The 12,579-nt window shown below is 73.3% G+C and carries 12 protein-coding genes; 5 read left to right on the top strand and 7 right to left on the bottom strand.

The annotated features are described in order from the left end of the window. Nucleotides 1-24: 24 nt before the first annotated feature. From AB0H93_RS01330 to AB0H93_RS01315, 4 genes are all read right to left on the bottom strand, one after another. Nucleotides 25-858 carry an ESX secretion-associated protein EspG gene (locus AB0H93_RS01330; protein WP_358565574.1) on the bottom strand — a complete coding sequence of 278 codons (834 nt, stop codon included), beginning with the start codon at nt 856-858 and terminating at the stop codon, nt 25-27. Beyond that, nucleotides 855-1,202: a hypothetical protein gene (locus AB0H93_RS01325; RefSeq protein ID WP_358494937.1), complete on the bottom strand. Its 348-nt coding sequence runs from the start codon at nt 1,200-1,202 to the stop codon at nt 855-857. Before AB0H93_RS01325 ends, AB0H93_RS01330 begins: the two co-directional genes overlap by 4 nt. Nucleotides 1,203-1,222: 20 nt before the next feature. Beyond that, complete coding sequence (locus tag AB0H93_RS01320; RefSeq protein ID WP_358565571.1) at nt 1,223-2,341, bottom strand: hypothetical protein; 1,119 nt, start codon at nt 2,339-2,341, stop codon at nt 1,223-1,225. A gap of 304 nt (nt 2,342-2,645) precedes the next feature. Next, nucleotides 2,646-5,171: a LuxR C-terminal-related transcriptional regulator gene (locus AB0H93_RS01315; protein ID WP_358565568.1), complete on the bottom strand. Its 2,526-nt coding sequence runs from the start codon at nt 5,169-5,171 to the stop codon at nt 2,646-2,648. 108 nt (nt 5,172-5,279) lie between these two features. Between AB0H93_RS01315 and AB0H93_RS01310 the strand changes: the two genes are divergently transcribed. After that, complete coding sequence (locus AB0H93_RS01310; RefSeq protein ID WP_358565565.1) at nt 5,280-5,645, top strand: MmcQ/YjbR family DNA-binding protein; 366 nt, start codon at nt 5,280-5,282, stop codon at nt 5,643-5,645. Between the two features lie 31 nt (nt 5,646-5,676). Here the strand turns inward: AB0H93_RS01310 and AB0H93_RS01305 are convergent, their stop codons facing one another. After that, complete coding sequence (locus AB0H93_RS01305; protein ID WP_358565562.1) at nt 5,677-6,681, bottom strand: LacI family DNA-binding transcriptional regulator; 1,005 nt, start codon at nt 6,679-6,681, stop codon at nt 5,677-5,679. 107 nt (nt 6,682-6,788) lie between these two features. Between AB0H93_RS01305 and AB0H93_RS01300 the strand changes: the two genes are divergently transcribed. From AB0H93_RS01300 to AB0H93_RS01290, 3 genes are read left to right on the top strand one after another with little or no spacing between them, the layout of a single operon-like run. Next, a complete protein-coding gene (locus AB0H93_RS01300) occupies nt 6,789-7,685 on the top strand; it encodes an amidohydrolase (RefSeq protein WP_358565559.1) in 897 nt (298 codons plus the stop codon). After that, nucleotides 7,682-8,254 carry a cysteine dioxygenase family protein gene (locus AB0H93_RS01295; protein WP_358565556.1) on the top strand — a complete coding sequence of 191 codons (573 nt, stop codon included), beginning with the start codon at nt 7,682-7,684 and terminating at the stop codon, nt 8,252-8,254. Before AB0H93_RS01300 ends, AB0H93_RS01295 begins: the two co-directional genes overlap by 4 nt. A gap of 32 nt (nt 8,255-8,286) precedes the next feature. Continuing rightward, a complete protein-coding gene (locus tag AB0H93_RS01290; protein ID WP_358565553.1) occupies nt 8,287-9,729 on the top strand; it encodes an aromatic amino acid lyase in 1,443 nt (480 codons plus the stop codon). 22 nt (nt 9,730-9,751) lie between these two features. Here the strand turns inward: AB0H93_RS01290 and AB0H93_RS01285 are convergent, their stop codons facing one another. Beyond that, a complete protein-coding gene (locus tag AB0H93_RS01285; protein WP_358565550.1) occupies nt 9,752-10,045 on the bottom strand; it encodes a hypothetical protein in 294 nt (97 codons plus the stop codon). Between the two features lie 104 nt (nt 10,046-10,149). After that, nucleotides 10,150-11,040 (bottom strand): MIP/aquaporin family protein, encoded by an 891-nt coding sequence (locus tag AB0H93_RS01280; protein WP_358565547.1) that lies wholly within the window; start codon nt 11,038-11,040, stop codon nt 10,150-10,152. A gap of 272 nt (nt 11,041-11,312) precedes the next feature. Here AB0H93_RS01280 and AB0H93_RS01275 point away from each other — a divergent pair, with 272 nt between their 5' ends. After that, nucleotides 11,313-12,578: an Nramp family divalent metal transporter gene (locus AB0H93_RS01275; RefSeq protein ID WP_358565544.1), complete on the top strand. Its 1,266-nt coding sequence runs from the start codon at nt 11,313-11,315 to the stop codon at nt 12,576-12,578. Nucleotide 12,579 lies beyond the last annotated feature (1 nt).

The raw sequence follows: 12,579 nt of genomic DNA, 5'->3' as shown, positions 1-12,579 counted from the left end.
CTTCGTCCTGGAAGTTGCCTGCGCTCACCGCGGTCGGCGGGCGATCCCGGCCAGCTCGTCGAGCGCGAATCGCAGGTCCTCGCTGCGCAACGGGTTGATGCTCACCCAGCCGTTGCGGGCCGGGTTGACCCGCAACCGGCCGCGCGGACCGTCCAACCAGGACAGTTCGGTGCCGGTCCGGACGTTCTCGGCGCCGTCGCGCCGCGTCGCGCCGAGCTGGCCCCGGCCGGTCAGGGTCGGCAGCAGCCCGGTGAGCTGGTCGAGCACGTCGGGGTCGCCGCCGCAGTCGCGGACGAGCTCCCGCAGGAGGCGTTCCTTCGCCTCGTCGTCCGCCACGTCGCGGATCAGCTCCGCCGCACTGCCGATCGCGCGCTCGGGCAACGAGATCGGCATCGCCCGGGCCGGGCCCAGGTCGGGCACCATCGGCCGCAGCGCGTCGCCCAGCGCGTTCGCCAGGACCCGCCTGATCCGCACCGGGCTGGCCGGGTCGCCGTCCAGCGGCTGCTCGCAGATCAGCGCCCACGACCGGTAGACCATCGCCACGACGGCGGTCGCGCCGTCGCCGTCGAACAGCACGAGATCGACCGTGCCCCGGTACTCGCGCAGCGCCGTGACCAGTTCGGCCGCGGCCCCGGCGGGCCCGTCCTCGTCGGCGAGCCCGCGCGCCTGGAGGGTCTGGCCCGCGGTGGCCAGCAGCACCTCCCGCTCGCCCTCGATCCGCCCGAACGACGGCACGCGCAGTGGGAAGGGGAAGCGCACGCCGACGTGCGTGGCGAGCAGATCGAGCTCGATCTGTCCGAAGTGGATGGTTCCGTCGGTGGCCCCGCGCCGGGCGGTGCGCGTGGTCGCGGTCGTCATTCCGCGGCACCGCCCGTCCTGCGCAGCACCTGCGCGGTGTTGTCGTCGGAACTCACGTAGCGGGTGACGGTCTGGTGCAGCGCGTCGTGGAAGCCGTTCAGCTCGGTGTCGGCCGCGCTGATCTCGCCGGTGAGCCCGGACTGGCCGGCCGCCTCGCGCAGGCGCATAGCCAGGTGCATCGCCGGCGGCGCGGTGCCGAGCATCGGCATCCGCTCGGCGAGCTGGCGCGCGGACGTCACCAGGCCGTTGGTCTGCTCGCCGAGGTTGGTGAGCGTTTTGACCTGGGCAGCCAGGTCCTGCGGCGAGACCTGGTAGCCGGGCCCGGGGTTCGCTTCGGAGGTCAAGGGATTCACTCCTGTTCGTGTCAGCCGATGACCGGGGCGCTGGCCGGCCGGTCGTCGGCGAAGAGCTTCTGGTCGACGGTGGGCATGCGGTTCTGGTGGACCTGTTCTTCCTCTTCCTCGCCGCGCCGCGCGCCGGCCGGCCCCATGCCGCCGCCGGCCCCGCCGCGCCCGGCGACACCGGCCATCGAGCCGGACCCGGCCAGCAGCGCGCCGCCCGCGGCTCCGCCGCGCAGCCCCGCCTCCAGCGGTCCGGCGCCGACCAGCTTCCCCCAGGGCGTGCCGCCGCCGGCCCCGCCGGCCGCGCCGCCGAATCCGGCCGCGGAGGTCGACGCCGGCGCCCCGAAGCCGAAGGCCTCCGTCGAACCGGCCGGGGCGATCGTCTTGCTGCTGTTGAGCAGGCTCTTCTCGTACTGCTGCATCACGTGCACTGCCTGGGCCTTCTTCTCGGCGGCCGCGACGTTGGCGAGGAACAGGCTGCCGCCACCGGCCGCCACAGCGCCGATCGCGGCACCCATCAGGGCTCCCGGGGCCGCGCCGACGCCGCCCGCGCCCGCGCCGATCAGGCCGCCGATGACCGCGCCGGCCCCGGCACCGGCCGCGGCGCTGGCCACGGCGCCTCCGGTCGGGTCGCCGGGCGGCGGCGGCATCGTGTTGCGGGCGACGGAAAGCGCGTCGCCGGCGTCCTGGGTGGCCTGCTGGGTCGTGGCCGCGCGGGTGCTGATGTCGTCGGTCCGCTCGCCGATCGAGCCGAGCCGCTCCGTCGCCAGGTCGGCGGACGAACTGTTCCAGTTCGCCTGCATGGCGGTCCGCTGCTGGCGCATCGATTCCGCGTGATCGGTCAGCTCGCTGCTGTGCCGCCCCCACTCCGTGGCGACCGCGCTGACGTCCCCGACGTCGGCGTTGTCCCACAGCATCTGGTAGAGCTGCTCGTGGGAGTAGGAGTTCCAGTTCGTGCCTTCGGGCGGGATCGGTGAACCGAAGTACCCCTCCCACACGTTGCGCAGGGCGTTCACCACGGGTTGCGCCAGCGCGCCGGCCGGCCCGGCCTGGTCCAGCACGGAGGTGGCGGCGTTCGCCAGGTCTTGCACGCCGGCGGACGCCATCTCAACGACGTTCGCCGTCTCCGAGTCGTTGATCATGTCCGGTGTTCTGCCTTCCAATCGGTCCGCCGATCCGGCGGCGGACCACCGATCACGGTGATCTTGCTGAGTTCACAATCGCTGGAGACGGCTGCCGCCGTCGTCGCGCAGCGGTGGTGCGCTCACGGCGGGCGCGACGGGGCCGCCGATCGGCGCTGGTCTGCGCGCGAGATCCATGCGGGATGTCCACCTTCGTGCCGGACCCGCTTCCCCTCTGCGGGCACCGCACAAAGATCACCAGAACGGTGCGGCGGAATCATCCGCAACATTGCTGATGTTCCGGGAGCCGGGTAGGTAGCGGGCGTCATTCGCGCTCCCCGAATCCGAGCGCGATCTCGATCCGCGACGAGTAGCCGAGCTTGGCGAGCACCCGCGATACGTGCGAATCGACCGTTCGCACCGACACGATCAGCCGTTCGGCGGCCTCCCGGTTGGTCAGGCCTTGCGCTACGAGTTCCGCGACGCGGTACTCGGCGGCGGTGAGGCTCTCCCAGCCGTGCTTCGGCCTGCGCCGGGAGCCGGTCGCGCCGCGCCGCAGGCCGAACGCGCGCAGCGCGGCGTCCGCCCGGTGGATGTCGCCGGTGGCGGTCAGCGCGGTGTACCGGTCGATCGCGATCTGGTAGGCGGCCCGGGCGTCCGCGGATCTGCCGGACGCGGCCAGGACCTTCGCCGCGTCCTCCGCCGCCCGAGCGGCGAGGATCGGCGAGCCGGTGTCGGTGAACTCCTGGGCCGCGGCCAGCAGGACGTCGACGTCGCTGTCGACCAGTCCCTGGCAGTACATCAGCGCGCCGCGCTCGCCGGCCGATTCGCCGGTGCTCAGGTCCCGCATCTGCGCGACGAGCCGGTTGGCCAGGTCGCGGTCGCCGCCGGTGACCGCGATGCGCACGAGCCGGGCGCCGACCGTGGCGACCGCGTGCGCGTGGTGCACGCCGACGTCGCCGGCGGCGAGGGTGTGCACGATCTCCAGCGCCCGTTGCGAGTTGCCCTCGGCGTCGGCGACGTGCGCGCTGGCCAGGACGGAGATCTGCTCGTAGAACACGGCAACGCCGCGGCCGGGGGACTGCTCGGCGAGCTCGGCGTGGACGCGGGCGGCGGGCAGATCGCCGCGGTGCAGCATGATCATGGAGGCCACCCCGTGCAGCGGGCCGGCCAGCCCGTGCTGGTCGGGCAGCGCCATGGCGGCGCCGATCTCGTCGAGCGCCCGGTCCCAGAGCCCGTTGTTGAACGAGGCCAACGCGGCGATGGTGTGCAGCCAGACCAGCAGGCCCGCGCCGATCTCGCGGGCGATCGGGCGCGCCTGCTCGACGGTCTCCAGCGCGGCCTTGTCGTGGCGCAGGTCCTGGACCACCGCGCGCAGGAGGCGCGACATCAGCCACAGCCCGCGGTCGTCGACGGCGATCTCCAGCAGCGCGTCCGCGCGGTCCAGCCGCTCCAACGCCCCGTCGAGGTCGCGGAAGACGAACAGGCCCGTCGCCTCGACGTTGAGCAGGAACACTTCGACGAGCGGGTCGTGCGCGGCGGCCGGCGTCGCGAGCTCGACGGCGCGCTCCGTCCCGGTCAGATCGCCGGCCGCCAGGCAGGCGGCGGCGTCGATCGCGGCGAGCCGGCCGGACAGCTTGCCGTCGACGCGTTCCGGGTCCAGCGCCGCGATGGCGGCGGCAGGATCCATCTCCCGGAAGCAGATCAGGGCGAGCACGGCCCGCAACCGGTGCCGGATCGGGGTGTCCGGATGCGCGGCCAGGCTGGCGGTGGCGATGCGCTGCGACTCGTCGGTCCGGCCCGACCACATCAGCGCCTCGGCCAGCGCGGCGCGCAGCGGGTGCAGGCGCGGATCGCCGGGCGGCAGCCCGGAAACGGCCCGGTGGAACAGGTCCACCACCGCGGGCGTGGGCCGGGCGGCGAGCCGATCGGCGTGGTCGTCGAGCCAGTCGACGGTCCACGCGTCCACGGGAGTGTGCGCGAGCTGCTCGGCGACCGCCCGGGGCGGGGCGTTGCGGGCCGCGAGCGCGCGGGCCGCGGAGCCGCGCAAACCCGCCGAGGTCGCGGCCAGGTCCTGGCGCACCACCGGATGCCGGAACCGGACGAGCCCGCTTTCTTCCGCCAGCAACCCGATCCCGGCCAGCCGCTCGATCCGGGCCAGCGCGTCCACCGGTGTCGTTCCGGCGACGGCGGCCAGCTCGTCCACCGACGCGGGTTCGGCCAGGATCGCGGCGAAGCGCAGCAGGGCGGCGTCGTCGCCCGCCAGCCCGGTCGCCCAAGCCGTCACCGCCGCGGCGCGTTCGTCCTCGGTGAGGCGCGCCAGCAGCCACGGGTTACCGCCTGCGCCGTCGGCCAGCCGCAGCAGCGATTCCGGCGGTTCACCGTCGGAGACCTCGGTGAGGACGGCGCGGACCGCGCAGTCGTCCAGCGGTTCGAGGTCGTGCGCGGTCGCGAGCCGGTCGAGGCCCGCGAACCGGGCGGGCTCGACGCCGCGATGCCGTCCGGCGACGACCAGCAGCGGCCGGTCGGGCAGTCCTACGGCGAGTTCGTGCAGCGCGAGCAGCGTCGCGTCGTCCGCCCGGTGCAGATCGTCGATGACGATCGTGGCGGGCTCGGTCCAGTCCGGTACCCCGGCCGACAACGCGGTGGTTCCGCTCTGCGGCAGCACGGGAATCCGATGGGTCCGCATGCCCATTTCGCGCGCCGCCGAGAGGTGCGCGTCCAGCAGGGCGGTCACGCCGAGACCGGGATCGGCACGCAGCACGACGAGCCCGCCGCGCCCGGCACGCGCTGCCGCTGTGGCGTCAGCGAGCAGGCGCTGCGCCTCGTCTCGTCCGAATAAGTTCACCATCGCAATCAGCGGGAATCCTACAAGCGGGTGATCACGAGAAGAGGCGATTCCGCCCAGAAAACCCCAGGTGGCCGGTTCCTGTCAGGGGCTTGCGGGAGAATGCTCCACATGGGTGTCCCGAGCGGTCAGTTCCTGCGGATGGTCGACGAGCTCGCCGAGGTCGAGCAGGCCGACTCGAGCAACTACACGTCGTTCAGCGTGCGCGGCAAGGGGTTCGGCTACTACTGGCCGCGCACCGAGACGGTCGGGCTGAAGCAGACGCTGTCCGAGCAGGTCGCGCTGGTGGCCGAGCGGCCGGAGGTGTTCGAGGTGCAGTTCACGGCGGGTGGCTACGGCTGGGTCGTCGTGCACCTGGCCAAGATCGACGCCGACGAGCTCGCCGAGCTGGTGTACGAGGCGTGGCGGCTCTCGGCCCCGGAAACCCTGGTCGAGGAGAATCCGCTCCCGGCCCGGTCGGGGGCCGATCCCGCCTGACCCCGGGACCACTGTGGATGGACGCCCGGGTTCAGCCGCGCGGTTCGGCCACCGAGTCGCGGTGCTTCGGCTCCGGGGCGATGAGCTTGCGGCGGCTCCGCCGGTTCTTGTCGACCGCCTTGAGCACGCGCTCGACGACCGCGTCGACGACGGTTCGCACGTCCCAGCGGTAGGTGGACAGCGCGGGCGTCAGCAGGCGCGACACCGGGTGGTCGTCGTAGCCGAGGACCGAGAGGTCGGCGGGAATGGCCAGGCCGAGATCGCGTGCAGCCTCGTAGACGCCGTAGGCCATCGAGTCGGTGAGGCAGAACGCGGCCGTGGGCCGGGGCTTTTCGGCGAGCGCGGCCCGCGCGACTTCGGCGGCACCGGTCAGGTCGTTCGGGCAGGCCACCACGCGCAGGCTCATCCGCAGCTCCTGCGCGACCTCGCGGACGACCTTCTCCGCGGGACGCTGGCGCAGCAGCCGTGGCCCCGGCGTCAGCACCAGGATCTCGTCGTGCCCGGCGGAGCTGAGCGTTTTCAGCGCGTCGGTGACGCCCAGGCCGTTGTCGAACACCACCTCGGCGGCGGTCGCCGCCCCGGGCAGCGGGTCGCCGATCGCGACGAGCATGGTCCGCTCGGCGGCGTCCGGCCAGTGCCGGGAATTCGGGTCGACGGGGATCGTGACCAGCGCGTCGACCCGCTGGTCGAGGAGGTTCTTGGCGAGCAGGGCCTCGCGCGCGGGATCGGCGGCGGAGTCCATGAACAGCGTGTTGCGGTCGGCGGCGAGGAAGCGCCTGCCGAGCGTGGTGGCGAAGTTCTGCTGCCACAGGTCGTCCAGCGAACTGCACAGCACGCCCACCATGCCGGTGCGGCCGCTGGCCAGCGCGCGGGCGACCGGGTCGGCCTCGTAGCCGAGGCGGTCGGCGACTTCCCGCACGCGCTGCTGGGTTTCCGGGGGAACTTGCAGGCCGCGGAGCGCGTAGGACACGGCGGCCGGGGAGAGCCCCGTCTCCGCCGCGATGTCCTTGATCGTGGGGCGCTTGCGGCGTTGCACCTGGAAAGCCTAGCGCGCGGCGGTTGCGCACGTTCGGCCCTTGACCACGCGAACGCTGAGGCGGTTCACTGAAACCGTTCACTGAAGCGCTTCACAAGGGTGTGTCCGTGTCCGATCCGGTGATCGACGTGCACCAGCACCTGTGGCCCGCGGAGTTCGTCGACGCGTTGCGCGCACGCGCGGATCCACCGCTGCTGCGCGGCTGGACGCTGCATTTGACCGGCGAGCCGCCGTTCGAGGTGGACCCGGCCGATCACGAGCCGTCCGAGCGGGCCGCTCGCGAAGCGGGGACGGCGGTCGCGCTCGTGTCGCTGTCCAGCCCGCTCGGCATCGAGTGGCTGCCGCCGGACGAGGCCGAACCACTGCTGGACGCCTGGCATCGCGGCGCCGCGGCACTGCCCGATCCGTTCCGGGTGTGGGCGGCGGCCAACGTGCTGGAGCCCGACGAGCAGCAAGTGCGGGAGGCGCTCGGCAGGGGATGCGCCGGCCTGCAGATCCCGGCCGACGCCATGCGGCAACCGGCCGATGTGGAACGCATCGCCGAGCTGCTCGCGGTGTGCGAGCAGGCGGACCGGCCGGTGTTCGTGCACCCCGGCGCCGCGACGAGCCCGGCCGCCGGTGTGCCCGGCTGGTGGCCACCGGTCGTCGACTACGTGGCGCAGCTGCAGGCGGCGTGGTGGTCCTGGCACGTCGCGGGCCGCGCACTGCTCCCGCGGCTGCGGATCTGCTTCGCCGCCGGGGCCGGGCTGGCGCCGGTGCACCACGAGCGGCTGGCGGCCAGGGGAGGCGCGTTCGACCGCGTCGATCCGGGCGTCTTCGTCGAGACCTCGTCGTACGGGCCGCGCGGGGTGGACGCGCTGGTCCGGGTGCTCGGGATCGACCCCGTCGTCCTCGGCAGCGACCGGCCCTACGCCGAACCGGCCGATCCGGGGCTGGGGGAGGCCGCAGCCCGGGCCATCCGCTGCTCGAACCCGCGTCGTCTGCTGGAAGGAGGAACACCGTGATCGGCGAACCCACCGCGCCCGGCCTGCCCGCCAGGCGAGCGCGCCGGATCGGCGACGTGCCGGGCGGATTCACCCTCGAAGCGCTGCCCGGGCGCTACCTCGACCAAGGCGAACTGCTCGGTCTGGTCGCGGGTCTCGCGCGCCGACCGGATGCGTGGCGGCACCACGTCGCGTTCAGCGACGGGAAGCGTCATTACGCATCGCTGCACCGGGACGCGCACGTCGACGTCTGGGTGCTGTGCTGGACGCCGGAGAACGACACGGGCTGGCACGACCACGACATCTCCGCGTTCGCGGTCGCGGTGGCCCGCGGCGCGCTCGTCGAGCACAACCTGGCCGTCGCCGGGCCGAGCGCGGCCACCGAGGTCGCCGCGGGTTTCGCGTACGGCGGCGGGCCGGACCACATCCACCGGCTCACCGGCCAGGAGCCGCGCAGCGTCTCGATCCACGCCTACTCGCCGCCGCTGTGGCGGATGGGCCAGTACTCCGTGGCCGACGGCGTGATCCGGCGCGTTTCCGTGTCCTACGCGGAGGAACTGCGTCCCATCGACGACACCGCGCCCGTCTGACCCGGCACGGGTTCGCGGGGAGGGAAGGGGTCATGACCGCGGTGCGCGCCGGAGCATCGGTGCTCCTCGACGGCGCTGATATGTCCATTGTGGATGTCGTGCGGATCGCCGACGACCGGGTGGCGGTCTGCATCGCGCCCGCCGCGCTGGCCCGGCTCGGCGCGGCAGCGGTGCTCACCGGGCCGGTCTACGGGCGCACCACGGGCGTGGGCGCCAACCGCTCCGAGGTGGTGCCCGGCGGAGCCGCGCACGGGATGCGGCTGCTGCGCAGCCATGCCAGCGGGATCGGGAACCTGCTGCCGGAGCGGGACGTGCGGGCGATGCTGGCCGTCCGGCTGAACCAGGTGCTGCGCGGCGGCACCGGCGTGCGGCCCGGGCTCGCCGAGGCGATGGCCGCGGCGCTCAACGCCGGGGCGTACCCGGAGGTGCACGAGCACGGTTCGGTCGGGACCGGCGATCTCGGGCCGCTGGCCGAACTCGGGCTCGCCCTCGCGGGCGAGGCGCGCTGGATCGGCCGCGGACCGGCCCCGGTCGCCCTGGCCGAGGGCGAGGCGCTGGCGTTGATCAGCAGCAACGCCCTGACCATCGGCCAGGCGGCGCAGGCGGTGGCCGCGGTGCGGGGCCTGGTGTCGGCGACCGCGGCGATAGCGGCGCTGACCGCGCTCGCCGTCGACGGCTCGGCCGAGCCGTTCGCGCCCGAGGTGCACGCGGGCCGCCCGCACGCCGGCGCATCCCGGGTCGCGGCCGAGGTGCTGGCGCTGCTCGGCGGCGAGGTGGTTCCGGGCCGCCGGATCCAGGATCCGTTCGGGCTGCGGTGCTTCCCGCAGGTGCACGGCCCGGCGGTGGAGGCCGTGGCCGACGCCGACGCGGTCGTGGTGGTGGAGCTCAACGCGGCCGCGGAGAACCCGCTGCTCACGGCCGGCGAACCGGCGGCGGCCCACCACCACGGCGGATTCCACGCCGCCCAGCTGACCCTGGCGCTGGACCGGTTGCGGCTGGCGATGCTCTCCACGGCCCAGCTGTCGGCGGCGAGGCTGGCGATGCTCACCGAACCCGGGATGACCGGGCTGCGTCCGTTCCTGGCGGCGGGACCACCGGGCAGCTCGGGGGTCATGGCGCTCGAATACGGCGTCGGCTCCGCGCTCGCCGAACTGCGCGCCGCGGCGTTCCCGGCGACGCTCGGCCACATCGCGCTGTCCAGGGGCGCCGAAGAACACGCGAGCTTCGCACCGCAGGCGGTCCGGCAGACCCGGCGCGCCGCGGATGCGTACCGGCTAGTCCTGGCCTGCGAGCTCGTGGCCGCGGTCCGCGCGAACCGGCTGCGCGGCATCAGCCCGGGGCGACGGCTCCGTGCGGTCTACCAGCGGGCGTGCGACGCGCTGGATCCGGATACCCGGGAGCGCCCGCTGTCCGGCGACGTCGCGGCCGCGGCGGCCGTCGTCGACGAGATCCCGCGGCTGGTTCGCCGGGAGTGACCAATGTGGACCTACCGGGGGCTCACCCGCCGGCCTCCCGATCGAGCAGGCCCGCGCAGGCGGCGAACTCGCACAGCTCCGCCGACCACGCGGCCAGGCCGTCGAACGCGGTGACGTCGCCCCTGCGCACCGAGTCCCAGCAGTACTCGTCGGCCAGCCGGATCGCCCGCTCCACCGCCGGGCCCAGCGCGTGCGGCGGCGCGGCCTCCACCTCCCGGCGCAGGCTCGCGAACCGGTCCGCGGCCTGCGGATCGGCCGCCTCCTGGAGCTGGGCCAACCGAACGGACAGTTCGCCGACGAGGTACTGCTGCGTCATCGCCACCGCCACCCATCCCGATGTTCGAAATGGGTGTACCCGGGCCGATTCCGGTCGTAATCCGGCGGGCGGCGCCGCTACCGGGTCGGATTAACCGGGCGGCCTCAGCTCGCGTCCTCGTTCACCCGCCCGGTTTCCGGCGGTGCCGTGCGGGCCGCGACGACCTGGCCGATGAACAGGTCGTAGACGACGGCGCCGATGACGCCGCCGACGAGCGGCCCGACTATGGGGATCCAGAAGTAGGCGCTGAACCACTGGTAGGTCCCGGGCAGGGCGATGTCGCCCCAGCCGGCGATGAACGTCCACAGGCGGGGGCCGAAGTCGCGCGCCGGGTTGATCGCGTAGCCGGCGTTGGGCCCGAAGGTCAGGCCGATCGCGGTGACGGCCAGGCCGATCAGGAACGGCCCGAGGTTGGCCGACGGCGCGGTGTTGCGGGTGTCGGTGAGCGCGAAGATGAGCAGCACCAGGATCGCGGTGCCGACGATCTGGTCCAGCAGCGGTCCCCACCACGACCCGGCGAAGTACTTGGCCGGGAAGGTGGCGAAGATCGCGAAGGTGTCCAGGGACTGGGGGCGGGCGAGACCGGCCTTCGCGTTGAACGCGTCGATCGCCCACCCGTACGTCGCGTACACCAGCGCCGCGGCGAGGAACGCGCCCACGACCTGGGCGACGACGTAGGGCACGACCTTCACCCACGGGAAGGCCCGCCGCACCGCGAAGGCCAGCGTCACCGCCGGGTTGATGTGCGCGCCGCTGACGCCGCCGGCGACGTAGACGCCGAACACCACGGCGAGTCCCCAGCCCCACGCGACGATCAGCCAGTTCGCCGGCCCGAAGGCGTCGGATTGCCGCCCCGAGCCGGGCAGCCCGGCGACGGCCACCGCGACCGACGCGCACCCCAGCAGGATCAGGACGAAGGTTCCCAGGAATTCCGCCAGCATCTCGCCGCCGAGTCCCGCTCGGTAGCCGCGGCGGCGTTGGTTCTCCTCGGCCATCGGTGACTCCACACCCGAGTAGATCTTCCCCCATCACGCGATTCGGCCGGTCTGGCACGGCGGAATCGGTAACCGGAGTGTAGGACTCCCGCTCCGGACGCGCCGGGCGCGAGCGGCCGGGTGGGGGCTTGCGAAGAGAATTTTTCGGCATACCGTAATCTCGTGGACGGGAAGACGAATCATTGTTCGCGCGGGCCCTGCGGGGCGCCGCGCGCGTACCGGCAGGAGGCCGTCATCGGCGCGCAGGCAGCGGCACGGGGGGACCGATGGGCGTGACCGAGGTCGAGGCGGGACGCGATTCCCGGGAGGACCTGGGGCAGGTGCTCGGGCGGGGGCGGATGCGGGGCGCGCTCGCGATGCTGGGGCCCGCCTTCATCGCGGCCATCGCCTACGTCGATCCCGGCAACTTCTCGACCAACATCGGCGCCGGCGCGGAGTTCGGCTACGCGCTGGTGTGGGTCGTGGTGCTGGCGAACCTGATGGCGATGCCGGTGCAGTTCCTGTCCGCGAAGATCGGCGTGGTCACCGGCAAGACGCTGCCCGAGGTGTGCCGGGAGCGGCACTCCCGGCCGGTGCGGTGGGGCCTGTGGCTGCAGGCGGAGATCGTCGCCATGTCGACCGACCTCGCCGAGTTCGTCGGCGCCGCCCTCGGCCTGTACCTGCTGTTCGGCATCCCGATGGTGCCGGCGGCGCTGATCACCGCGGTCGTCGCGTTCGCGCTGCTGGGCCTGCAGGCGCGCGGCTACCGGCCCTTCGAGCGGGCGATCGCCGGGTTGCTGCTGCTGATCATCGCCGGCTTCGCCTACCAGCTGCTGCGCATCGGCGTGGAGCCCGCCCAGGCCATCGCCGGGCTGGTGCCGACGCTGCCGGCCGGCAGCGCCTACCTCGCGGTGGGGATCGTCGGCGCCACCGTGATGCCGCACGTGGTCTACCTCCACTCGGCGCTCACCAGCCGCCGGGTGGCCGTCTCGACCGACGACGACCGCCGGAAGGTGCTGCGCTTCGAGCGCTGGGACGTGGTCATCGCGCTCGGCCTCGCCGGGTTGATCAACCTGTCGATGCTGGTCATGGCCGCGAAGTTGTTCCACACCAGCGGCAACACCGGGATCAGCAGCATCGAGGGCGCGCACGCGGGCCTCGCCACCTTCGCCGGTGGCACCGCCGCCCTGGTGTTCGCGGTCGCCCTGCTCGCGTCCGGGATCTCGTCCTCCAGCGTCGGTACCTTCGCCGGGCAGGTCGTGATGGCCGGGTTCATCAACTTCCGGATTCCGCTGCTGCTGCGCCGGTTGATCACGATGACGCCCGCGCTCGTGGTGATCGTGCTCGGCATGAACCCCAGCGACGTCCTGAACTTCAGCCAGGTCGTGCTGAGCTTCGGCATCCCGTTCGCGCTGATCCCGCTGCTGCTGGTGACCAGGGACCGCTCGGTCATGGGCGACTTCGCGAACCCGCGCTGGCTGACGGCGGTGATGACGGCGATCACGACGCTGATCATCGGCCTGAACGCCTACCTCCTCTACGACCAGTTCCTGGGCTGAG

The organism is Saccharopolyspora sp. NPDC050642, from assembly GCF_040654735.1.
Taxonomy (GTDB): domain Bacteria; phylum Actinomycetota; class Actinomycetes; order Mycobacteriales; family Pseudonocardiaceae; genus Saccharopolyspora; species Saccharopolyspora elongata.
This window is presented reverse-complemented; position numbering and strand designations above follow the sequence as displayed.